Source organism: Curtobacterium sp. MCLR17_007 (assembly GCF_003234655.2).
Lineage (GTDB): Bacteria > Actinomycetota > Actinomycetes > Actinomycetales > Microbacteriaceae > Curtobacterium.
On record NZ_CP126271.1, the window covers coordinates 62,675 to 85,261 of the forward strand.

Genomic DNA, 22,587 nt, shown 5'->3' on the forward strand with positions numbered 1-22,587 from the left:
CACGGGCGTCCTGATCCTCCGAGCCCGGTCTCCTTCGGAGCCCCCGTGCGGGGGGTTTGGTCCGATCGCTTGCGGTCTCGCCGTGTCGGAGTACGGTTCCTATAGGAAAGAGGTTCACCGCCGAACCGCCGCATGCGAAGGAGCATCCCGTGAGCACACCGCAGGACTGGGTCCAGCAGGACTGGGACACCACGACCTGGACCGCCGAGACGTGGCCGATCGCCGTGTGTCTGCACGGGTTCGCCCCCGTCGGCCGCGACGGTGTCGCCTTCCACGACGCCGACCCCGCGGTGTGGGACGACGTCTTCGGCCAGATCGCCGCCGCCGGGTTCTCGCTCGCCGAGCTCGCCGACAGCCACGTCCGCCCCGCCGACTTGGAACCGTCCCGCCGGGACGAGTTCTTCGCGGTCGCGCGGTCGCACGGCATCGGGATCCCGTCGGTGCACCTGCAGCGCCGGAGCATCATCCAGCCGGGGCACGAGGCCGAGAACCTGGCGTATGCGCACCGCACCATCGACGCGGCGGCCGAGTGGGGCATGCAGGTGTTCTCGACCGGGCTGCACCAGCCGTTCAGCGACGCCCAGAAGCAGGCGCTCTGGTTCTGGACGGCGCAGGGTCCGAAGGACCCGGACGACCCGGAGGTCTGGGCCGCCGCGGTCTCCCGGCTGCGGGAGCTCGGGGAGCACGCGGCCTCGGTCGGGCTGCCGATGGCGCTCGAGCTCTACGAGGACACCTACCTCGGCACCGCCGACAGTGCGGTCCGCCTGGTCGAGGAGATCGGGCTCGACACCGTCGGGCTCAACGCCGACGTCGCGAACCTGATCCGCCTGCACCGTCCGGTCGAACCGTGGCGGGAGCTCTTCGCGAAGACCATGCCGTACGCGAACTACCTGCACGTCAAGAACTACACGCGCGACGAGGCAGCGGACCAGAGCTGGTCCACCTCGGTCCCGAGCACGATGGAGACCGGGCTCATCAACTACCGCCAGGTCCTGCGCGACGCGGTGGCCGACGGCTTCCGCGGCATCGTGATGACCGAGCAGTACGGCGGCGACAGCCTGGGCGTGTGCGCGACGAACCAGGACTACATCCGAGGTGTCCTCGCCACCGCGGACCTCAGCACCACCACCACCGAAGGAGCAACTCGATGAGCACCCTCGACATCGCCGTCGTCGGATCCGGCTACATGGGGGGCGGGATCGCTCAGGTCCTGGCCCTCGCAGGACACACCGTCCGCATCAGCGACGTGTCCGGGGACATCGCTCGCGCGAACCTGGACCGCCTGCTCGGCGAGACCGCGCAGTTCGTCGCCGACGGGCTGTTCCCGGCGGACGCCGTCGAACGGGTCCGCGAGCACCTCAGTGCTGCCGAGACCATCGAGGAAGCGGTGGCCACCGCCGACTTCATCGAGGAGGCGGTGCCCGAGAAGCTCGCGATCAAGCACGAGACCCTCCGCCGCATCAGCGCCGCCGCGCGTCCGGACGCCGTGATCGGATCGAACACCTCGACGATCCTCATCGAGTCCCTCGCCGAGGCCGTCACCGGTCCCGAGCGCTTCCTCGGGGTGCACTTCTCGAACCCCGCGCCGTTCATCCCCGGCGTCGAGCTCATCCCCCACCCGACGACGAACGACCACGCGGTCGAGGTCGGCGAGGTCGTCGTCGCCGCCACGGGCAAGCAGTCCGCACGCGTCAAGGACTCGACCGGGTTCGTCCTCAACCGCCTGCAGTACGCCCTGTTCGACGAGGCCACGAAGATCGCCGACGAGGGCATCGCGACCCCTGACGACATCGACACGATCGTCCGGACGACCTTCGGCTTCCGCCTGCCGTTCTTCGGCCCGTTCGCGATCGCCGACATGGCCGGACTCGACGTCTACGCGTTCTGCTTCGAGTCGCTGCAGACCCGCTGGCCCGAGCGCTTCGCGACCCCGCCGTCGCTGCAGCAGCACGTCGACGCGGGCGAACTCGGCACGAAGTCCGGGTCCGGCTACCTCGACGTGCCGGCGGACCGCACCCCCGAGCTCGTCGCCTACCGCAACCGCGCCTACGTCGCCATGCAGAAGCTCCTCGACGAGCTCGGCCCGGCGCCGATCCACTGAGGAGCACGGACATGACCACCACCGACCAGCGCCGAACCGTCGTCCTGACGGGTGCCGCATCCCCACGCGGGATCGGGCGCGCCACCGCACACCACCTGGCCGAGGCCGGATGGGACGTCGGGATCATCGACCTCGACCACGACGCATCGCAGGCCGTCGCCGCCGAGGTCCGGGACGCCCACGGTGTCCGCGCCGTGGGCGTGGGCGCCGACGTCAGTGACGAAGCCGCCGTCCGGTCCGCGTTCGACGCCATCGAGGCCGAGCTCCCGCCGCTCGTCGCACTCGTGAACCTAGCGGGCGTCTCGTCGGCGCACGCGTACCTGGACCTCCCGCCGGGGGAGTGGCACCGTGTGCTGTCGATCAACCTCGACGGCGTGCACTTCGCCAGCCTGCGCGCCGCGGAGTCGATGGTGGCGAACGGGTACGGGCGGATCGTGAACCTGTCGTCGGTCTCCGCCCAGCGCGGTGGCGGCACCTTCAGCAAGACGCCCTACACGGTCGCGAAGGCGGGCGTCATCGGGCTCACCCGGGGGCTCGCCCGCGAACTCGGGCCGCGCGGTGTGACCGTCAACGCGATCGCACCGGGACCGATCGACACCGACATCATGGGCGGCACCCTGACCGAGGAACGCAAGACCGCGATGGCTGCCGACGGGGTCCTGCCCCGCATCGGGACGCCGCGGGACATCGCCGCCGCGGTGGCGTACCTGATCAGCGAGGACGCCGGGTTCGTCACCGGTCAGACGCTGAACGTCGACGGCGGCCTGTACATGCACTAGGGCCAGCCGCCCACGGGTCGCGCGCCGACGACGCGACGCGTGCCTCCCGTCCGGACCACCGAACCACCGAACCACCGTCCACCGGTCCCGGACCCCCCGCACCAGCACCGTGCTCGCAAAGGAGCGAACCCCGTGTCACTGCCCCATGCCCCCGCGCTCGGATCAACCAACGACCCCGGCCTCAAGTCCGCCATCGGCAAGGCGACCAAGCACCTCATGCCGATGCTCGTCATCCTGTACTTCGTCGCATTCCTCGACCGCACCAACGTCGGGTTCGCGGAAGAGGCGCTGAGCGTCGACCGCGGCATCTCGGACGCGGCCTTCGCGCTCGGTGCCGGCATCTTCTTCATCGGCTACGCGATCTTCGAGATCCCGTCCAACCTGCTGCTGAAGCGCTTCGGCGCCCGGTTCTGGCTGGCCCGCATCGCGATCACGTGGGGCATCGTCGCCGCGCTGTTCGCCTTCACCACGAACGACACGATGTTCATCGTGCTGCGGTTCATCCTCGGCGTGACCGAGGCCGGGCTGTTCCCGGGCGTGATCATGTACCTCTCCGAGTGGTTCCCGAACAAGGTCCGCGTGCGGATGTTCGCGATCTTCTACCTGGCCCAGCCGTTCTCGCAGATGATCGGTGCGCCCCTGTCCGGCGGCCTGATCAGCGTCGGCGACCAGGCCACGCCCTTCCACGGCTGGCAGGTCATGTTCGCGGGCGAGGGCGTCCTGGCGGTGCTCGCCGGCATCGCCGCGCTGGTGTTCCTGACGAACAGCCCGCAGAAGGCAAAGTGGCTCGACCAGGGTGAGAAGGACTCGTTGACCGCAGCCATGGCCCGCGAGGACACCGCCCGCAGCCAGGACGGCCCGACCGGCATCTGGAAGGCGATGGCGAGCGGCCGCGTCTGGTACTTCACGGTCATCTACTTCTGCCTGCAGGTCGCCGTGTACGGCACGACGTTCTACCTGCCGCAGCAGGTGTCCTCGCTGCTCGGGCAGGACGTCGGCTGGCAGGTGGGGCTCGTGACCGCGATCCCGTGGCTCGTCGGGCTCGTCGCCTGCTACCTGGTGGGCTCACGGGCGGACACGGTCGGACGGCGTCGACGCTGGGGGACGATGTTCTACCTGACGACGGGGCTGTCGATCCTGGGGTCCGCCTGGGCCGGTGCGAACGGCCAGCCCGTCCTCGGCATCCTCTTCATCACGCTGGCCGTGGCGAGCTTCCTGGCGGTCGGCCCGATCACGTGGGCCTACCCGACGGCGTTCCTGACCGGTGCGGCGGCAGCGGCAGGCATCGGCCTGATCAACTCGCTCGGCAACCTGGGCGGGTTCGTCGCCCCGATCATGCGGACCGCCATCAACGAGGTCGTCCCGACGGACAGCGGTGCGTTCGGCATCGTCTCGCTCGGGGTGCTCGCCTTCCTGGCCGCGGTGATGATCTTCTGCACGAAGTACTTCCGCGAGGCCCGGGCCGACGAGCTGCTCGACACCACCCACGTCGCGACGAAGGAGCCGACCCGATGACCCGGCTGTTCAACGACCCCGCCGACTTCGCCGACCAGGCCACCGAGGGGTTCGTGGCCGCCAACGGCCGCTGGGTCCGCCGTGTGCACGGCGGCGTCGCGCGGGCGACCACGAGCCCGGACGGCACGGTGGCCGTGGTCATCGGCGGCGGCTCCGGTCACTACCCGGCGTTCGGCGGACTCGTCGGACCGGGCCTGGCCGCGGGTGCTGCGCTCGGCAACCTCTTCGCCAGCCCCAGCGCCCAGCAGGTCGCCGGCGTTGCGCGAGCGGCCGACCACGGGGGCGGGGTGCTGCTGAGCTACGGCAACTACGCCGGTGACGTCCTGAACTTCGACGCCGCGGCCCGCACCCTCGAGCAGGAGGGCATCCCGGTGCGCACGGTGCGGGTGACCGACGACGTCGTCTCGGCCCCGGCGGACCGCCAGCACGATCGTCGTGGGATCGCCGGTGACCTCTGCGTGTTCAAGGTGGCGGGGGCGGCGGCCGAACAGGGCCGTGACCTCGACGCCGTCACCGCCGTCGCGGAGCGGGCCAACGAGCGGACGCGGTCCTTCGGCGTCGCGTTCTCCGGCTGCTCGCTGCCCGGCGCGGACGAGCCGCTGTTCACCGTGCCCGAGGGGCGGATGGCGATCGGGATGGGCATCCACGGCGAACGCGGGATCGACGAGACGGACGTGCCGAGTGCCGACGGGCTCGCCGACCTGCTCGTGTCGCGCTTGCTCGACGAGCTCCCCACCGGCGTCCGGGTCGACGGAGCGCGCGTGGTGCCGGTCCTGAACGGGCTGGGGAGCGTCAAGTACGAGGAGCTCTTCGTCGTCTACCGGTCCGTGCAGCGGCTGCTCGCCGACGCCGGCGCGGTCCTGGTCGAACCCGAGGTCGGCGAGCTGGTCACCAGCTTCGACATGGCCGGGGTGTCGCTGACGCTGTTCTGGCTCGACGACGAGCTCGAGGAGCTCTGGGCAGCGCCCGCCGACACCCCCGCGTACCGCAAGGGCGGGGCGACACCGCAGGAGCGCGTGCCCGCGTCGGACGCCGAGGCCGACCTGGAGGCCGTCCCCGTCGGTCCGGCATCCGACGCCTCCCGCGCGGTCGCCGCCGACGTCGCCGCGGCGCTCGCCGCGACCCGTGCCGCGATCGACGAGCACGCGGACGAGCTCGGCCGCATCGACGCGGTCGCCGGGGACGGCGACCACGGCATCGGCATGCAGCGGGGTGCGCACGCCGCCGACGAGGCCGCCGCCGACGCCGTCGCACGCGGTGCCGGGCTCGGCAGCGTCCTGCGGATCGCCGCGGACGCCTGGTCCGACCGGGCAGGCGGCACGTCCGGCGCGATCTGGGGCGCCGGCCTGGAGGCCCTGGGTCGCGTCCTCGGGGACGACGAGCGCCCGACGGGTGCGCGCGTCGCGGACGCGGTGCACGCCGCCACCGAGGCGGTGCTCGCCTTCGGCGCGGTCCCCGGCGACAAGACGATGGTCGACGCCCTGGTGCCGTTCGACTCGGTCCTGCGCGAACGGCTCGAGGCCGGGGACCCGTTCGCCGGTGCCTGGCGTGCTGCGGCGGACGCCGCACGGGCCGCCGCGGACGACACCGCCGCGATGCTGCCCCGGAAGGGCCGCGCCCGGACCCACGCGGACCAGGCCGTCGGCACCGTGGACCCCGGCGCGCTGTCCTTCGCACTCGTCGTCGCCGCAGTCGCCCCGTGACCACGATCGGCGTCTCGCTGAAGACGTACTTCTCCCACGCCCGCACGCTGTCCTGGGCGGGTGCCGTCGCGGACATCGCCCGGCGGCACCCCGCCGTGCAGTCCGGCGCGGCGACGCTGTTCGTCGCACCGACGTTCCCGGCGCTGGTCCCCGTGCGGGACCTGCTCGTCGGATCGGGGGTCCGGCTCGCCGCGCAGGACCTCGGGTCGTCCGACGCGGGACCCTTCACGGGCGAGGTCTCCGGCGCCGAGCTGCACGAGATCGGGGTCGACCTCGTCGAGATCGGGCACGCCGAGCGACGCGCACTGTTCCACGAGACGGACGAGGTTGTCGCGGCCAAGGTGCACGCGGCATTCCGCAACCACCTGCGGCCACTGGTGTGCGTCGGTGAGACGACCCGGTCCTCCCGGCCGGACGGCGCCGTGGCGGACGTGTCGGCGCAGCTCGACCGGGCGCTCACCGCGTCCGACGCCGCCGGCGCGACCGGTCCGCTGACCGTGGCCTACGAGCCCGTCTGGGCGATCGGCGCGGCCGAGCCCGCTCCCGAGGACCACGTGGTCGCCGTCCTCGACGGCCTGACCGCGCACCTGGCAGCGCGGGCGGACCTGGTCGGCAGCGACGTCCTGTACGGCGGGAGTGCCGGTCCCGGCCTGCTCACCCGCGCCCAGGGCAGGATCGGCGGGCTGTTCCTCGGCCGGTTCGCCCACCACCCCGCGGCCGTCGAGCGGGTCCTGGACGAGGTCCTGGCCCTCGGCTGACCCGCGCAGTACGGTTCCTGCATGAGCGCACCCGTGCCGTACTTCCACTTCCCCGGGACCGCCGCCGACGCCCTCGACACCTGGCAGCGGGTGTTCGGCGGTTCGGTCGAGCGGCACACGTTCGCCGAGTTCGGTCGCCAGGACGGACCACCCGACGCGGTCGCGCACGGCGAGCTGCGCGGCGCGGTCGACCTGTTCGCCGCGGACACCGCCGACGGCGAGAGCCCGACCGCGGTGGACGGCGTGCTGTTCGCGCTCCTCGGGGCGGCGGACGCTGCGACCTCGGCGCGGTGGTTCGATGCGCTCGCCGAGGGTGGCACGGTGGTGGACCCGCTGACGCTCCGGCCGTGGGGCGACCACGACGGGCAGGTCCGCGACCGCTTCGGGGTCACCTGGCTGATCGGGTTCCAGGGACCGGCGGCCGACTAGGCGTCGCGCGCGCCGGCCAGGCCATGGTCGTGCGCGTACACGACGAGCTGGACACGGTCGCGCAGGGCGAGCTTGCCGAGGATGCTCGAGATCTGGGTCTTGACGGTGGACTCCGTGACGAACTCCCGGCCCGCGATCTCGGCGTTCGACAGCCCGCGTGACGCCCAGCCGAACACGATGCGCTCACGGTCGGTCAGGGTCTGGAACTCGGGCGGCTGCGGCGCCGGCGCCCGTTCGACGTCCGCGCCGAAGAGCTGCGACAGGTCGTTCGGCGCGATCACCGAGCTGCCCTCGTGCACCGCCCGCACGGCCGCGAACAGGAACGGCGGCGTGGTGTCCTTGAGCAGGAACCCGCTCGCGCCCAGGCGGATCGCGGTGGCCGCGGCCGGGTCGAGGCCGAACGTCGTCAGCACGACGACGCGGGGGAGCGGACCGTCGACCGCGCCCGAGAACAGCCGGCGGACGGTCTCGACGCCGTCCATGCCCGCCATCCGCATGTCGAGCAGGACGACGTCCGGTCGGAGCTCCGGGATGAGCGCGAGTGCCTCGGCGCCGTCGGACGCCTCGCCGACGACGACCATGTCGGGCTGTGCGTCGAGCACGACCCGCAGCCCGGCGCGGAACAGGGACTGGTCGTCGGTGAGCAGGATGCGGATCGCGTCGGTCATCGGTTGGTCCCCCCATGGACGTCGAACGGGATGCGTGCGCGTGCGGTGAACACGGCGTCGAGGACGGCGGCGTCGAACGACCCACCGAGTGCGGCCAGCCGGGACTGCATGCCGACCAGGCCCCGGCCGGAGCCTGCGGTGGAGGGCCGCGGGTCGATCCCGAGCCCCTCGCCGACGGCCGGTTCCGCGCTGGGCACGGCGTTCTCCACCTCGAGCACCAGGTCGGCGGAGCGCCAGGTCTCGCGGACCGTCACACTGCCGCCGGGAGCTCCGTGCCGGAGCGCGTTCGTCAGCATCTCCTGCAGCACGCGCCGCGCGGCCGTGCCGGTCTCGTGGCCGAGGGAGCCGGCGGCACCGCGCACACTGTGGTCGACGGCGACACCGGCCTCGCGGATGCCCTGCACGATCGCGTCGAGCGACGCCGGGTCCGTCCCGATGTCGGAGCCGTCGATGTGGCCGAGCACCTGACGTACCTCGACCAGGGAACTGCGGGCGGTGCTGGCGATGGTGGCGCTGACCTCGCGGATGCGGGCCTCGTCGGCCAGGAACGGCACGGAGTCGGCCTGCGCGATGATCACGGCGAGCGAGTGACCGACGACGTCGTGCACGTCCCGGGCGATGTCGGCGCGGATGCGTTCCGACTCGGCCTCGTCGACCGCGCGGGTGGCGACGGCCTCGGCGCGGCTCGCGACCTCTTCGGCACGGGACGCGGCGGCCTCGGCGTCGGCACGGCGCACGGACTCCCGGACCTGGGACCGCACGGCCCGGGCGGCGAGGCCGACGGCCCACACCGACAGCAGCGCCAGCGCCGGGGCGGCGAGGACGATCGCCGCCTGGTCACGGGGGCCGTTCAGCAGCAGCAGGTAGCGGTAACCTGTTCTGGACAGGTACAGCGATGCGGTCACGCCAGCGACCACCGACAGCACCCCGGCGAGCACCACCTCGATCCGCGTCCCGACGATCGCCACCGTGCCGACCACCACGAACAGGGCGATGTCGACGAGGGACGGGCGTTCACCGCCGAGCACCTGGACGACGCCGAGCGCGACCGCGATGAGCATCGCACCCGACGGGGACATCCGTCGGACCGCGATCGCGAGCGTCGCCGCGGCGACGGCCGGCAGGCTGGCGTGCTCGAGCTCGAGGTCGATCGGCGCCAGGAACACCAGCGCGGCGACGAGGGCCCAGGCCAGGTCGACGACGATCGACCGCGGGGACAGCGCCCTGGTGAACCCGCGCCCGTCCCTCACGGCTCGATCATCGCACGGCGACGGACGCCGAGGCGGGGGCGTCCGCCCGGGTCTCGGGAGCGTGGGTGCCGCCGATCGCCCAGCACGCCACACCGGTGACGACGGCGATGGCGACGAGGGTGACGGCGGTGGCGCGGGTGGTCGAGTGCATGCTCCCAGCCTCATGGGCCGGGACCGTCCGGGCATCGACCGCTCGACCGAAGCGGCTCGGTCGTGGGGTGGAGATCGCGTCAGGACGGGACGGGAGGCCCGGTGCCAGCTGGCACCGGGCCTCCCGTCCCGTGGGGGGACCGCCGTCAGGCGGCCTTGATCAGGCCGTTCGGGTTCAGGATGTACTTCGTCGCCGCGCCCTTGTCGAACTCGGCGTAGCCGCGCGGGGCGTCCTCGAGACCGATCGCCTTCGCGTTGACGTTCGCCGCGATGCTCGTCCGGTCGTGCAGGATCGCCATCATCAGCTGCCGGTTGTACTTCATCACCGGGCACTGGCCGGTGGTGAAGGACAGCGACTTCGCCCAGCCGGTGCCGAGGCTCAGCGAGAGCGAGCCCTTCTGCGCGGCCTCGTCGACCCCGCCCGGGTCACCCGTGACGTAGAGCCCGGGGATGCCGAGGGCTCCACCGGCCGCCGTGACGTCCATCAGCGAGTTCAGCACCGTCGCGGGTGCCTCGTCACTCGATCCCGCGCCGTGCCCCTTGGCCTCGAAGCCCACGGCGTCGATGCCGCAGTCGACGAGCGGTTCACCGAGGATCTGGTCGATCTGGTCGGCCGGGTCGCCCTTCGTCAGGTCCACGGTCTCGCAGCCGAAGCTCCGCGCCTGGGCCAGCCGGTCGGCGTTCATGTCGCCGACGATGACGACGCTCGCGCCGAGCAGCAGCGCACCGGTCGCCGCCGCGAGTCCGACCGGTCCGGCGCCGGCGACGTACACGGTCGAGCCGACCTCGACGCCAGCGGTGACCGCACCGTGGAACCCGGTGGGGAAGATGTCGGACAGCATCGCCAGGTCGAGGATCTTCTCCATCGCCTGGTCCTTGTCCGGGAACTTCAGCAGGTTCCAGTCGGCGTAGGGCACGAGCACGTACTCGGCCTGCCCGCCCACCCATCCGCCCATGTCGACGTACCCGTAGGCACTGCCGGGACGGTCCGGGTTGACGTTGAGGCAGATGCCGGTCTTGCGCTCCTTGCAGTTCCGGCAGCGCCCGCAAGCGATGTTGAACGGCACGGACACCAGGTCGCCGACCTTGATGAACTCGACGTCCGGGCCGACCTCGACGACCTCGCCGGTGATCTCGTGACCGAGCACCAGGTCGGTGGGGGCGGTGGTGCGACCGCGGACCATGTGCTGGTCACTGCCGCAGATGTTGGTCGCCACCGTGCGCAGGATCGCGCCGTGGTTCACCTTCCGCCCGACGTTCGCCGGGTTGACGCCCGGTCCGTCGTGCAGCTCGAAGGTCGGGTAGTCGACGTCGATGACCTCGACCTGCCCCGGTCCCTTGTACGCGACTGCGTGGTTCGTTGCCATGTGGTCCTCCTTGATCACAGTGCGGCGGCGCCGCCGGCGGCGGTGCCGTGGTCAGGTGGTCCGTCCTGGGGCGGCTCCGCCCTGGGGCGGGTCCGCAATGGGGGCGAACGGTCAGAACGTGCGGATCGGGATCTCGGCGGGCGCGGCGAGCAGGTCCTTGACCTCGTCGTCCAGCTTCACCAGGGTGATCGAGGCGCCGGCCATGTCGAGCGAGGTGCAGTACTCGCCGACGTAGCTGCGCACGGGGGTGATGCCCTGCGCGACGAGCTTCTCGTGGGCGATCCCGTACAGCAGGTACAGCTCGCTGATCGGGGTGCCGCCGAGCCCGTTCACCATGAGCGCGACCTCGTCACCGCTCGAGAACGGCAGGTCCGAGACGATCGGTTCGAGCAGGATGTCGACGATCTCGTCCGCGGGCACGATCTTCTGCCGTGCGCGGCCGGGCTCGCCGTGGATCCCGACACCGACCTCGATCTCGTCGTCGCCGAGCTCGAACAGCGGCGACCCCTTCGCCGGCGGCGTGCAGGCGGTCAGCGCGACGCCCATCGTGCGCGTCACCGCGTTGACCTTCTCGCCGACCCGGACGACCTCGTCGAGGTCCGCACCGGCCTCGGCCGCGGCCCCGACGGCCTTGATGACGAAGAAGTTGCCGGCGACCCCGCGGCGACCGATCGTGTACGTGGAGTCCTTGACGGCGACGTCGTCGTCGATGAAGAGCGTCTTGACCTTGATGCCCTCGGCCGCGGCGAACTCCTCGGCCATCTCGAACGCCATCTTGTCGCCCGTGTAGTTGTTGACGAGCAGCAGCACGCCCCTGGGGCTGTTCACCCGGCGGGCAGCCGCGATCACGTAGTCCGTCGGCGGCGCCGCGAACACGTCACCGGGGCAGGCGGCGTCGAGCATGCCCCTGCCCACGACCATCACGTGCGCGGGTTCGTGCCCCGAACCGGATCCCTGCACGATCGACACCTTGTCGTCGTTCGGGGCGTCGGCCCGGACCACGAGGTTGAACTCGGGGTCGTAGGTGAGCGTGTCGGGGTTCGCGAGTGCGAGTCCCTTGAGCATGTCGGGCACGAACTGCTTCGGGTCGTTGACGAACTTCTTCATTGCGGGTGCCTCACTCCTTCGTGATGGATCGCGGGGTGTCTCTGGTCGGGGTCAGGATCGGGTCGGGTTGGATCGGGTCGGGTCGGGTCTCACCAGGTGTCGGCGATGCGCTCGGCCAGCACCGCCACGGCGACGGCGCCCGGGTCCGGCGACCCGATGCTGCGCTCGCCGGTGTAGGACGCGCGGCCGCGGCGGGCCTGCAGTGCCGACGTCGCGTCTGCTGCGCCCCGGGCGACCTCGGCCGCGTGCCGGGCGATCGCGCCGCCGTCGGTGCCGTCCGCGGCATCGGCCTCGATCGCGTCCGTCATCGGGACGATCGCGTCGAGCAGGGTCTTGTCGCCGAGGTCGGCACCGCCGCGCTTCTTGATCCCCTCGACCGCGGCTCGGAGCATCGCGACGACGTCGTCGGCGCGCAGGTCCGGCTTGCCCTTGACGACCACGGCGGCCCGCAGGAAGGCCGTGCCCCAGATCGGGCCGGACGTGCCGCCGATCCGGCTGCTCATCGTCATCGCGACCTGCTGCAGGAACGCACCAGGGTCCTCCTGGTCGTACCCGTCGAACTCGGCGAGCACGTTCTCGAACCCGCGCGCCAGCGAGTACCCGAAGTCGCCGTCCCCGGCGACGGCGTCGAGGTCCGAGAAGTACGTCTCGTTGTCGACGCAGGTCTGGGCGATGCGCTGGACGACGGTCGCCAGTCGGGTGGTGGTCTCGGTGGTCACGGTCGTCCTCCGGTCAGACGCAGCAGTTCGGTGAGGGTGTCGAGCGTGACCTGGCCGGTCGGCTCGACGTGGTGCGGGTCCTGCAGCACCCGGTCCGGTGTGTCGGGCAGGTCGCCCAGGCTGTCGACCACGAGTGCAGCGCCGGTGAAGTCCTCGTCGGCGGTGTAGCTGCTGATGGTCACGACGGTCGTGAGCCCGGCGCCGACCGCGGCACGCAGGCCGTTGGCGCTGTCCTCGACCACGACCACGTCGGTGGGACTGACGCCGAGCTCGCGGACGGCGAGCTCGTAGACGTCCGGTGCGGGCTTCTTGCGCGGCACGACGTCGCCGGCGAAGACCGCGAACCACGCCGCCGCGTCCTGGCCCACGACGTGCTCGAGCACCGCGCGCACGGACGATTCGGCGGAGGTCGACGCCACCGCCAGCAGCCAGCCCGCGTCGTGCGCCTCGTGCACGATCCGTGCGATCCCGGGACGCCCCGGCAGGTCTCCGGCCCGGACCCGGGCGGTGTACCGGCGCGTCTTCTCGGCGTGCCAGTCCGTGACGGCGGCGCGCTGCGCCTCCGGGTCGGACGGGAGGCCCGCACGGGTGACGAAGTCGGGTGTCAGCAACGACGTCAGCCGTTCCTTGCCCCCGCCGATCCGCAGGACGCTCGCGTAGTCGTCCTCGCTCCAGTGGACGGGCAGACCGAAGTGCTCGAAGGTCTCGTTGAAGGCGGGCAGGTGCCCGTCCCGCTCGGTGTCGGCGAGCACGCCGTCGCAGTCGAAGACGAGTGCGGGCGTCATCGGCGGTCGGCCTGGCCGTCGGCCTCGAACCACTGCACGTGCTCGGCGATGACCCCGCTCACGGCCGACTCGATCGCGGCGACGAGCTTCGGCGGGTCCCAGCTGTCCGTCTCGCGCGCGTGCTCCAGGTGGTCCAGCGACGCCTGCATGTAGGCGTGCTTGACGGCCGTCGAGATGTTGATCTTGGACACTCCGGCACGGATGAAGGCGCGGAAGTCGGAGGCGCGCAGACCGGTGCCGCCGTGCAGGACGATCGGTCGGTCGGTGAGCGCGGCGAGTTCGGCCGCGCGCTCGGGCAGCAGCACGGGGTCGGCCTTGTACAGGCCGTGGCTCGTGCCGAGCTGCGGCGCGATCAGGTCGGCGTCGGTCTGCTCGGCCACCGCGGCCAGGCGCTCGACCGAGTAGGCGTGCCGGGAGTCGTCGCTGCCGACGCCGTCCTCGACGCCCAGGATGTTCTCGACCTCGGACTCGACGTCCACCCCTGATGCATGGGCGGCGATGGTCACCTCGCCCGTCTCGCGCACCGCGTCGTCGAGGTCGCGGTCGGACGCATCGAAGAGGACGCTCGACCAGCCGGCGGCGATGACGTCGTCGAGGACCCGACGGTCCGGGCAGTGGTCCAGGTGCAGGGCGACCGGGACGGCGACGTCGCGGGTCAGCGCCCGGAACAGGTCGGTGGTGAAGGCCGTCCCGGAACTGCGGACGGTCTTGACGGAGATCTGCACGATGAGCGGCGCGTGGGTGCGTTCCGCAGCGGCGATCACCGCCCGCATGCTCAGCTCGTCGAAGACGTTCACGGCCGGGACCGCGTAGCCGGCGTTCCGGGCGGTCCTGGTCAGGGCCTTGGTGGACACGTCCATCGGCACTCCTCACTCCGTCGTGGGATGGTCGTCAGCATCGACGACGTGATCGGACTGTACCTGTCTAGACAGGGCTCGACAAGTACACTGTCCGATCATCCGGCGAGAGTCGGCCGAGCAGCGAGGTGGTCCGTGATCGACGCAGTGGAACGCGACTCCGTCGTGCCCATCTACCAGCAGCTCGAGGACATCTTCACGGCGAAGATCGCGAGCGGCGAGTGGCTGCCGAGTCAGCGGATCCCGTCCGAGAACGAGCTCAACCGGCACTACGGGCTGAGCCGGATGACCGTTCGCGGGGTGCTCAACAAGCTCGCCGCCGACGGCCTGCTGACCCGCGTCCCGGGCAAGGGCACCTTCGTCGCACCGGACAAGATCAACGCCGTGTCGCCGGCCTACCGCGGCATCCGCGAGCAGCTCGAGGTGCTCGGGTACGACATCACCACCGAGCTCGTCGCGCTCGACCGCGGACCCGCCCCGGCACGCGTCCGGGACCGCCTGGGACTCGGCGCGGACGACGACGTGTTCGCCATCGTGCGGCTGCGGTCCGTCGACGGCAAGCCGCTCAGCGTGCACCGCTCGTTCGTCCCGGCCACGATGGCACCGACCCTCGACACGCTCGACGTCGTCGGGGAGCAACTCTGCGTGGTGCTCGAGGACTCGTTCGACCTGGCGATGCACGACGTCGCCGAGGCGCTCGAGGCCGTCGCGGTCGCCGAGTCCGACGCCACGTTGCTCGACCTGCGCCGCGGTGACCCGGCGCTGCAGCTCACCGACGTCATCTCCGACCGGGCGGGCACGACGTTCGAGTACTCGACGATCGTGTTCCGTGGGGACCGGATGCGCCTGCAGTTCGACTACACGCGGCCCTGACCGACCACGTGGAAGCCTCGGACGACGTCAGTCGACGCGAGGCCAGTCCGACGTGCGTCCGAGGCGTCCTACGCGGTTGATGAAATCATCGCGACTGGCAGTGGCCCCTGGTAAATTTATCAAGCAGCGTCCCACTCAGACCGACACGGACCCGAGCATCCGGTGCGCGATGGAGATCGACTCGCCGGACACGACCGACAGCGGCGACGACAGGAACGCGACCAGGTCGGCGATCTGCTGTGGGCTCGACTCGCCACCGGCGCCGCGCTGCACGGAGCCCGACGGCTCGTCCGTCACCGTGCCGGGGTTGACCACGTTGACCGTGACCCCCGATCCGGCGGACTCGTCGGCCAGGTTCTTCGCGATGACGTTCGTCGCTGCGTTGCGCAGTGATGCCGTGATGTTGCCCGAGATGTAGGCGTTCTGCCCGCTGATCACGACGACCCGCCCGAAGCCGGCGTCGCGCTGCCCGGGGAGCACGGCGTTCGCCACGCGCAGGAACCCGAGGGCCTTGCCGTCGATCGCGTCGGCGACCTGGTCGGGGTCGGACTTCTTGGCCGGGTCGAGCGTTCCGGCACTCGGGGCTGCGGTCACGACCAGGACGTCGATGCGCCCGTGCCGGTCGAGGACTTCCCGGACGCCAGCGTCAACCGACTCCTGCGACGCGGTGTCGATGGCCACCCCGTCGGCACCGGCGCTCCGCGAGGCGACGACGACGGTGGCCCCTTCTGCGCGGAGTCGGTCTGCGACGGCGGCGCCGATGTAGCCCTTCCCCCCGACGACGAGTGCGACACGGTCTGCGAGTTGGAGGTCCATGCTCCGACGCTATCCCCGACCGGCTCGGCCGTCCCAGCGCTTCAGTGCGCGAAACGTACAAGTCCCGAACTGTTCGTTGCGCGAACCGTTCGCGTTCTGAAACACTTTCACCGTCCGATACGGACGCATGGACACGGTCAGGAAGGTGGAAGCACGCATGCGCAGCACGTACCTCGGGATCGAGCACCGTACCCGACCCGCCGGCTCCCACCCCCGGGTCGGCCTGACGCCCCCGTCCGTCATCGAGGCCTTCGTGACGGCCCGGATCCAGGACCCCTCGCTGCTGTCCCGCCGGACGGAGCCGTCCTACGCCGACTTCTTCTCCGTCCCCCGTTCCTGACCGGGAGTCCGTGACCACATGCCGTTGACCGTCGTCCGCCGCGAGCACCACCACCTGTACAGCCGTCTGCCCCGCTCGGCCGACGCGCGACGGGCCGTCGACGCCCTGCTGCGCCTGCAGCACGCCGAGGAACAGCAGATCGAGCACGCCCGTGCCGAGAGCGGGCTCGCCAAGAACGAGTTCCTGGCCGTCCGGTACCTGCTCCAGGCGCACCGGGACCAGCGGGCGATGGGGCCGAAGGACCTCGCCGTGATGCTCGCGGTGTCGAACGCGTCGGTCACGAAGCTCGTCGACGCGCTGGTCGAGTCCGGCGACGTCGTCCGGACGGCACACCCCACCGACCGGCGTGCGCAGGTGCTCGAGCCGACCGAGCAGGCCGCAGCCAAGATCGATGCCGCGTACGCGCGGTTCCACGAGATCGTCGTCGAGGTCTTCGACGGCCTGTCCGACGACGACAACCGCGCGGTCGCGCAGGCGCTCGGCCAGGTCGTCGACGGACTGTCCCGGGCGGTGCCGGAGCCGGCCGACGAGTACACCGTGGGTGTGGCGGCCGACGCGACGAGGTGACGGATAGGAGGCTCGGTGACGGCTCGCGCCGTGCCTCCCGTCGGTTTCCCCCACCGGAAACCTTCCAGCGGTAAGTTGGCAGGATGACTGCCGCCGAGGACGCCGAGACCGCGCCTCGGCGCGGGTACCGCAAGGGCGCGGAGCGACGGACGCAGATCCTCGACCAGATGATCCGGATGGTAGCCGAGCAGGGTGTGGACGCGTCGTCGCTCCGGTCCGTGGCCGAGGCCCTCGGCATCACCCACGCCGCGCTGCGGCACTACTTCCCGTCGCGCGACGAACTGCTGCTCGCCGTCTACCGCGAGCACGAGGTCCGTGAGCAGGGGGCGCCCGACCGGCTGAAGTCGGCGATCGGGGACATGCGGGAGAGCGCCGGGCGCAACCGGGAGATCCCGGGGCTCGTGCAGCTCTACACGACGCTGGCAGCCGACGCCGTGGGTGAGGGGCATCCGTCGACGAGTGCGTTCATGCGGGAGCGGTTCGCCCGGCTGCGCGGCGAGCTGTCCGAGTTGATCGCGCGGGACCAGGCGGCGGGACGCATCCGCGCCGACGTCGACCCGACCGACCTGGCATCGCTGAGCATCGCCGCGTCCGACGGGTTGCAGGTCCAGTGGCTGCTCGATCCGGACGCGGTCGACGGCGAGCGGGTGCTGCGGTTGCTCGAGTCGATGGTGCCCGCGTCCGAGGACTGAAGTAACAGCTCGGTAACGGTGCAGGATCCGACCCATCCTCTCCGGCGGGGGTGCCGAATCATTGTCACCAGCCGGGAAACACCCGGAGCGCTCACCAGCCGCAGGTCGCTGGTTCTCCACCCCTTGTCGGGGTGTGTTCGGCGTGCACACAGCAACAGCGCGTCGAGCGCGACAAGCAAAGGACTCACCACCATGCGCAAGATCACCAAGACCACCCTCTCGGTCGCCGCTGCCGGCGCGATCATCCTCGGCGGTGCCGGGTTCGGCATCACCGCCGCGAACGCCGCGACGCCCACGATCCACACGGTCGCGTCGTCCTCGTCGAAGATCCCCGCCCCCGTCGCATCGGTCCCCGAGGTCAAGGGCGGGAACACCTCCGTCGCCCTCGACTCCGGCTTCACCGACGCCCTGACGAGCCTGGGCCTGACCCCGGGTGTGTCGGGTTCGGCGAAGCTCGCCGACGGCGCCGTGTCGTTCCCGATCACCGCCGGGTCCGTCACCTACTGGTCCCCGGACGGGTCGTACCGTCCCTACGTGCAGGGCCTGCTGAACCACAACGGTTCGGGTCTGACCCTCGCCGCGGGCGGCACGACGGTCACGCTGGAGAACTTCGTCGTGAACCCGGGCTCGTCCAAGCTCTACGGTGACGTCCTGGTCAACGGTGAGGTCGCCGCGTCGAACGCGTACCTGTTCTCCCTGCACGGTGGCACGCTCAAGCCGCTGCAGCTCGAGGGCGACAACGCGATCCTGACCGGCACCACGGTCCACGTCTCCGACGACGCCGCGAAGCTGCTCAACAGCACCTTCAAGACCGACGCCGTCAAGGGCGGCCTCCTCGTCGGTACCGCCACCATCACCGCCCAGATCAAGTAACACCCCCCGCACCACCAGCGCACAGCACCACGCCGAACACCCCTGCGACGCACCGTCGCGGGGGTGTTCGTCGTCGTGCGAGGTCACACCCCGCACTGGGGTGTACCGATCTGTCCGCCACGGCCTAGTGTGAGCGCTCCACCGGCAGGGAGACGCTCATGCACCACACGCACTCCGATGACCAGCTCGCCTCGATCGCGTTCACCACGGCCTACCGCCAGCACAGCGTCGGTCTCCGGCGATTCGTCGGGGCGATCATCCTCGACCGGTACATGGCGGAGGACGTCGTCCACGAGACGTACCTCGAGCTCTGGCGCCACCCGGAGCGCTTCGACCCCACCCGCGCCGACCTGCAGTCGTGGTTGCGCACGATCGCGCACCGGCGTGCGGTCGACCGGATCCGGAGCACCCAGAGCGCCCGTGACCGTGACGTGCGCGTCGGCACCCGCGACCACCACGACGTCGACCGCTCCAGCGACCAGTGGGACGCCGTCTTCGGTCGACCCGAGCTCCGTGCGGCGCTCGCGACCCTGACCACGAAGCAGCGCGATGCCGTCGTCCTCCGCTACCTGGGGGAGCACAGCACGCCCGAGGTGGCGGAACACCTCGGGGTCAGCGTCGGGACCGCGAAGACCCGCGTCCGTGACGGTCTGCTGGCCCTCCGCGTCCAGCTCCACGAGCCGTCGTCCGTGGCGTGACGGACACGACGACGGCCGGCCCCCGCAGGGGGACCGGCCGTCGTGTCGTCGAGCGGTCTACGCCCCGGCGGTCAGGACCGCGGCTGCGGGGTCGAAGTCCTCGGGGAGCGGCGGGATGGCGTCCACGGTCGACGCGATGTCCACGGCACTGCCGTTCGCAGCGGCGTCGCGGATGCCGAGCAGCACGTCCAGCACGTGCAGCGCGGTCGCACCCGAAGCGCGCTCCGGACGGTCCTCGGCGATCGCGCGGGCGAGCTCGACCACCCCGGTGCCGCGGCCCCAGGTCGAGCCGACGGCGGTGATCGTCTCGGGCTCGTCCTGGCCGTAGCGCCAGAGGGTCGAATCGCCTTCGAACGTGTTCGGGTCCGGCAGTGAGATCGTCCCGAGCGTGCCGTTGATCTCGACGAAGCCCATGCGGGGCAGCGCGTGCTGGAACGAGAACGTCGACTGTGCGGACTGCCCGCCGGCGAACTCGATGAGTGCCGCGTGGTGCGTCGGGACCTCGACCGGGAACGTCTCGCCCGCGCGGTCGCCGGACGCGATGGTCCGACGCTCGAGCGACTTCGACGACACGGCCTGCACGCGGGTGGCGGCACCGAGGGCGTGCACGAGCGTGGTCACGTAGTACGGGCCCATGTCGAACAGGGGCCCGGCGCCGGTGGCGAACAGGAAGTCCGGGTTCGGGTGCCACGCTTCGGGCCCGGGTACGTGGAACATCGTGGTCGCGGTCAGCGGCTCGCCGATGTCGCCGCGGGCGATGGCCCGCAGCGCCGTCTGGATGCCGGCCCCGAGCACGGTGTCCGGTGCCGTGGCGACACGCAGCCCCTTCGCCTTCGCGGACGCGAGCACCGCGGCCGCGGAGTCGTGGTCGGTGGCGATCGGCTTCTCGCTCCACACGTGCTTGCCCGCGTCGATGATCTGCTGGTCGACCTCGGCGTGCGCGGCCGGGATCGTCAGGTTGATGACGATCTGCACGTCGTCGCGCGCCAGGAGCTCGTCGACCGAGCCGGAGTTCGGCACGCCGTACTCCGCTGCCTGGGCCGCGGCACGGTCGAGCAACACGTCGGCGACGAAGCGGACCTCGACGTCGGCGAACTGCGTCAGGTTCGTCAGGTACTGCGTGGAGATGTTGCCGGCACCGATGATGCCGATCCCGACACGGCTCACTTGTCGTTGTCCTTGAGCCAGGCGAGGGACTCGGCGATGCCCTCGAAGACGTCGCCCTTGTACGCGTCGAACTCGACGACGCGGATGGCCTGGGGAGCTGCCGCGAGGATCGATGCCACGTCGACGTCGCCCTGGCCCGCGGGGGTCTGGTTCTCGAAGGCGCGCTGCAGTGCCTCGGGGACGATGAGGGCGCTCTCGGACGAGGGGAGGGCGTCGCGGATGTCGCCGTCGACCTGGCCGTCCTTCACGTGGATGGCGACGACGCGGTCACCGAGGGAGCGGAGCACGGCGGGGGCATCGGCACCGCCGACGGTCGCCCAGAAGGTGTCGAGCTCGAGCACGGTCTCCGGGGCGAGCTGCGCGACGAAGTGCTCGTAGACCGTGCGGCCGTCGACCTTGTTCGTGAACTCCCACTGGTGGTTGTGGTACCCGAACTGCAGGCCACGGGCCGCGGCTTCGGCGGTGAGCTCGTTGACGCGTTCGGCGATCTTCGCGACGTCGTCGGCGGTCTGCCAGCGGTCGGTCGGGATGAACGGGTCGATGACCGTCGTGATGCCGAGACGCTCGGCAGCGTCCCAGATCGGCGCGGTGTCGGTGGCGTCGATGACCGCGACGTGACCGGAGGGTGCCTTCAGGCCGGTCGCGGCGAACGCACGCTCGAGGTCGGCGGCACGTTCGACGAACGCGTACGGCTCGACGTTCTCGTAGCCGATCTCGGCGACACGGGCGATGGCCTTGTCGAGGTCGGCGGCGATCGCGTCGCGCAGTGAGTACAGCTGCACAGAGGTGGTGGGCATTGCTCGAAGCTCCTTCGGTCCTGACTGGGTGTCGCGGTCCGTCGAGGAGCGATGCTCCACGGCGAGATCGATGACGACGCTACACGGAAAACCACCCGCTGTGTAGTTTTCCAGGCGGGGAGTTCAGCGACGGGTGTTGTGGAAGGTCGTTTCCATGTAGGCTCGCGCTCGGCAAAACCGTACACGGTACGGTTTTCATCGACTCAAGGAGGCGTCATGAGCACACCCGAACCCGCGGAGACCCCGACCCTGGTGCACCCCGAAGCGGGCATCACCCAGCCGGTCAGCACCCTGAAGGTGGGGATCGGCTACCAGGTCGCCCTGTTCCTCGGGCAGTTCGGTCTGTTCGTGGCCCTCATGGCGCCGGTGTACGTGAGCATGCAGCTCAAGGCGCAGGCGCTCGTCGGTGACGACGCGGCGAACGTCATCGGCACGGTGCTGCCGATCGGCGCCTTCGGTGCGCTCATCATGAACCCGCTGGCCGGCGCGCTGTCCGACCGCACCCGCACGCGCTGGGGACGTCGTCGTCCGTGGATGCTGACCGGTGTGGTCGTCTTCGCGATCGCGCTGGCGTGGATCGCGTTCGCCCCGGACACGCTCCAGCTGACGCTCGGGTGGCTGCTCGCCCAGCTCGCCGCCAACACGGTGCTCTCGACCCTGACCGCGAGCTTCGCCGACAACGTGCCCGAGTTCCAGCGCGGCAAGTCGTCGAGCATCATCGCCCTCGCGCAGAACCTCGCCGTGCTCGCCGGGACCTACCTGTCCGTGTTCTTCGTCGCGAACCTGCCCGTGCTGTTCATCGCGCCGGGCATCCTGGCGATCATCCTGGTGGTCGTCTACGCCGTGGTCGCCCGCGACGAGCTGCCGACGTACACGCTCAAGAAGTTCACGTTCCTCAACCTCATCGCGTCGTTCTGGACGAACCCGATCAAGAACCCGGACTTCGCGTTCGCGTGGTGGTCGCGCTTCCTCATCATCTTCGCGACCTTCATGTTCACGACGTACCGCCTGCTCTACATGCAGGAGCACATCGGGATCGCCGACGCGGGCGAGGCCACCGCGGCCGTGGCGTTCGGCGTGCTGCTGTACACGATCGCGCTCCTGGTCAGCGCGGCGGTCTCGGGCTGGCTGTCCGACCGGCTCGGGCGTCGCAAGGTCTTCGTCGCCGGCTCCACCGCCCTGTTCGCGGTCGGCCTGGTCGTCCTGGCCCACGCCGAGACGGTCAACGGCTTCTACGTCGCCGAGGTCGTCATGGGCTTCGCGTACGGCATCTACTCGGCGATCGACACCGCGCTCGTCGTGGACGTGCTGCCGAACGCGGACCGTCCCGGCAAGGACCTCGGCGTGATCAACATCGCGAACGCGCTCCCGCAGTCCCTGGCACCCGCCGCCGCGCTGTTCTTCCTGAAGATCGGCACCGACGGCACGGCCGACAACTACCAGCTGATGTGCTGGGCGGCCGGGGCCGTCGCGATCGTCGGCGCCCTCGTGGTGCTGCCGATCAAGCGGGTGCGCTGACGCGCTGACCCGCCGGCGCCCGCTGACGCCCACCCGCGTCGCACCCGCGTCGCACCCG

General features: G+C 71.0%; 25 protein-coding genes. 14 read left to right on the forward strand and 11 right to left on the reverse strand.

Features of this window, described 5'->3' with window-relative positions; translation table 11 throughout:
- The first annotated feature begins 149 nt into the window (after window positions 1-149).
- The 7 genes from DEJ13_RS00285 (at window position 150) to DEJ13_RS00315 (ending at window position 7,285) form a co-directional block, all read left to right on the forward strand.
- Entirely contained in the window at window positions 150-1,151 is a 1,002-nt protein-coding gene (locus tag DEJ13_RS00285; protein WP_056120913.1) for a sugar phosphate isomerase/epimerase family protein, read from the forward strand.
- Window positions 1,148-2,101, forward strand: coding sequence for a 3-hydroxyacyl-CoA dehydrogenase family protein (locus DEJ13_RS00290; RefSeq protein ID WP_056120912.1), 954 nt, complete (start codon window positions 1,148-1,150; stop codon window positions 2,099-2,101). The genes DEJ13_RS00285 and DEJ13_RS00290 overlap by 4 nt, the downstream gene beginning before the upstream one ends.
- A gap of 11 nt (window positions 2,102-2,112) precedes the next feature.
- Window positions 2,113-2,880: an SDR family NAD(P)-dependent oxidoreductase gene (locus DEJ13_RS00295; RefSeq protein ID WP_056120910.1), complete on the forward strand. Its 768-nt coding sequence runs from the start codon at window positions 2,113-2,115 to the stop codon at window positions 2,878-2,880.
- Window positions 2,881-3,012: 132 nt separating this feature from the next.
- Window positions 3,013-4,395 (forward strand): MFS transporter, encoded by a 1,383-nt coding sequence (locus DEJ13_RS00300; protein ID WP_111106156.1) that lies wholly within the window; start codon window positions 3,013-3,015, stop codon window positions 4,393-4,395.
- Window positions 4,392-6,098: a dihydroxyacetone kinase family protein gene (locus DEJ13_RS00305; RefSeq protein WP_111106157.1), complete on the forward strand. Its 1,707-nt coding sequence runs from the start codon at window positions 4,392-4,394 to the stop codon at window positions 6,096-6,098. Before DEJ13_RS00300 ends, DEJ13_RS00305 begins: the two co-directional genes overlap by 4 nt.
- Window positions 6,095-6,856 (forward strand): triose-phosphate isomerase family protein, encoded by a 762-nt coding sequence (locus DEJ13_RS00310; RefSeq protein WP_111106158.1) that lies wholly within the window; start codon window positions 6,095-6,097, stop codon window positions 6,854-6,856. The genes DEJ13_RS00305 and DEJ13_RS00310 overlap by 4 nt, the downstream gene beginning before the upstream one ends.
- A 21-nt stretch (window positions 6,857-6,877) precedes the next feature.
- On the forward strand, window positions 6,878-7,285 hold the full coding sequence (locus tag DEJ13_RS00315) for a VOC family protein (RefSeq protein ID WP_111106159.1): 408 nt from the start codon (window positions 6,878-6,880) through the stop codon (window positions 7,283-7,285).
- Here DEJ13_RS00315 and DEJ13_RS00320 read toward each other — a convergent pair.
- The 8 genes from DEJ13_RS00320 to DEJ13_RS00355 all read right to left on the reverse strand — a co-directional run bounded on the left by DEJ13_RS00320 (window position 7,282) and on the right by DEJ13_RS00355 (window position 14,191).
- Entirely contained in the window at window positions 7,282-7,953 is a 672-nt protein-coding gene (locus DEJ13_RS00320) for a response regulator (RefSeq protein ID WP_111106160.1), read from the reverse strand. The genes DEJ13_RS00315 and DEJ13_RS00320 overlap by 4 nt on opposite strands.
- Window positions 7,950-9,203, reverse strand: coding sequence for a sensor histidine kinase (locus DEJ13_RS00325; RefSeq protein WP_111106161.1), 1,254 nt, complete (start codon window positions 9,201-9,203; stop codon window positions 7,950-7,952). Before DEJ13_RS00325 ends, DEJ13_RS00320 begins: the two co-directional genes overlap by 4 nt.
- A 7-nt stretch (window positions 9,204-9,210) precedes the next feature.
- Window positions 9,211-9,354: a hypothetical protein gene (locus tag DEJ13_RS00330; protein ID WP_156463526.1), complete on the reverse strand. Its 144-nt coding sequence runs from the start codon at window positions 9,352-9,354 to the stop codon at window positions 9,211-9,213.
- 145 nt (window positions 9,355-9,499) lie between these two features.
- Window positions 9,500-10,720 (reverse strand): formaldehyde dehydrogenase, glutathione-independent, encoded by a 1,221-nt coding sequence (gene fdhA, locus DEJ13_RS00335; protein ID WP_111106162.1) that lies wholly within the window; start codon window positions 10,718-10,720, stop codon window positions 9,500-9,502.
- A 111-nt stretch (window positions 10,721-10,831) separates the two neighbouring features.
- Window positions 10,832-11,827: a dihydroxyacetone kinase subunit DhaK gene (gene dhaK / locus DEJ13_RS00340; protein WP_111106163.1), complete on the reverse strand. Its 996-nt coding sequence runs from the start codon at window positions 11,825-11,827 to the stop codon at window positions 10,832-10,834.
- 89 nt (window positions 11,828-11,916) lie between these two features.
- On the reverse strand, window positions 11,917-12,546 hold the full coding sequence (dhaL, locus tag DEJ13_RS00345) for a dihydroxyacetone kinase subunit DhaL (RefSeq protein WP_111106164.1): 630 nt from the start codon (window positions 12,544-12,546) through the stop codon (window positions 11,917-11,919).
- Entirely contained in the window at window positions 12,543-13,331 is a 789-nt protein-coding gene (locus tag DEJ13_RS00350) for an HAD-IA family hydrolase (RefSeq protein ID WP_111106165.1), read from the reverse strand. Before DEJ13_RS00350 ends, dhaL begins: the two co-directional genes overlap by 4 nt.
- On the reverse strand, window positions 13,328-14,191 hold the full coding sequence (locus tag DEJ13_RS00355) for a class II fructose-bisphosphate aldolase (protein WP_111106166.1): 864 nt from the start codon (window positions 14,189-14,191) through the stop codon (window positions 13,328-13,330). Before DEJ13_RS00355 ends, DEJ13_RS00350 begins: the two co-directional genes overlap by 4 nt.
- A 132-nt stretch (window positions 14,192-14,323) precedes the next feature.
- On the opposite strand from DEJ13_RS00355, the gene DEJ13_RS00360 reads away from it, so the two are divergent.
- On the forward strand, window positions 14,324-15,061 hold the full coding sequence (locus DEJ13_RS00360; RefSeq protein ID WP_162241689.1) for a GntR family transcriptional regulator: 738 nt from the start codon (window positions 14,324-14,326) through the stop codon (window positions 15,059-15,061).
- Window positions 15,062-15,196: 135 nt separating this feature from the next.
- Here DEJ13_RS00360 and DEJ13_RS00365 read toward each other — a convergent pair whose 3' ends face one another.
- The gene (locus DEJ13_RS00365; RefSeq protein ID WP_111106167.1) at window positions 15,197-15,877 is read right to left on the reverse strand and encodes an SDR family NAD(P)-dependent oxidoreductase; all 681 of its coding nucleotides are present in this window, start codon (window positions 15,875-15,877) and stop codon (window positions 15,197-15,199) included.
- Between the two features lie 157 nt (window positions 15,878-16,034).
- On the opposite strand from DEJ13_RS00365, the gene DEJ13_RS00370 reads away from it, so the two are divergent.
- From DEJ13_RS00370 to DEJ13_RS00390, 5 genes are all read left to right on the forward strand, one after another.
- Window positions 16,035-16,217, forward strand: a complete 183-nt coding sequence (locus DEJ13_RS00370; protein WP_146245179.1) for a hypothetical protein — start codon at window positions 16,035-16,037, stop codon at window positions 16,215-16,217.
- A gap of 18 nt (window positions 16,218-16,235) precedes the next feature.
- Complete coding sequence (locus tag DEJ13_RS00375; protein WP_056120874.1) at window positions 16,236-16,784, forward strand: MarR family winged helix-turn-helix transcriptional regulator; 549 nt, start codon at window positions 16,236-16,238, stop codon at window positions 16,782-16,784.
- An 83-nt stretch (window positions 16,785-16,867) separates the two neighbouring features.
- The gene (locus DEJ13_RS00380) at window positions 16,868-17,476 is read left to right on the forward strand and encodes a TetR/AcrR family transcriptional regulator (RefSeq protein WP_056120872.1); all 609 of its coding nucleotides are present in this window, start codon (window positions 16,868-16,870) and stop codon (window positions 17,474-17,476) included.
- Window positions 17,477-17,668: 192 nt separating this feature from the next.
- Complete coding sequence (locus DEJ13_RS00385; RefSeq protein ID WP_111107600.1) at window positions 17,669-18,349, forward strand: ABC transporter substrate-binding protein; 681 nt, start codon at window positions 17,669-17,671, stop codon at window positions 18,347-18,349.
- Between the two features lie 158 nt (window positions 18,350-18,507).
- Window positions 18,508-19,047, forward strand: coding sequence for a sigma-70 family RNA polymerase sigma factor (locus tag DEJ13_RS00390; protein WP_111107851.1), 540 nt, complete (start codon window positions 18,508-18,510; stop codon window positions 19,045-19,047).
- Window positions 19,048-19,104: 57 nt separating this feature from the next.
- Here DEJ13_RS00390 and DEJ13_RS00395 read toward each other — a convergent pair whose 3' ends face one another.
- Entirely contained in the window at window positions 19,105-20,214 is a 1,110-nt protein-coding gene (locus DEJ13_RS00395; protein ID WP_111107852.1) for a Gfo/Idh/MocA family protein, read from the reverse strand.
- A complete protein-coding gene (locus tag DEJ13_RS00400) occupies window positions 20,211-21,011 on the reverse strand; it encodes a sugar phosphate isomerase/epimerase family protein (protein WP_181437120.1) in 801 nt (266 codons plus the stop codon). Before DEJ13_RS00400 ends, DEJ13_RS00395 begins: the two co-directional genes overlap by 4 nt.
- A gap of 216 nt (window positions 21,012-21,227) precedes the next feature.
- Here DEJ13_RS00400 and DEJ13_RS00405 point away from each other — a divergent pair, with 216 nt between their 5' ends.
- A complete protein-coding gene (locus DEJ13_RS00405) occupies window positions 21,228-22,529 on the forward strand; it encodes an MFS transporter (protein WP_111107853.1) in 1,302 nt (433 codons plus the stop codon).
- Window positions 22,530-22,587: the final 58 nt, after the last annotated feature.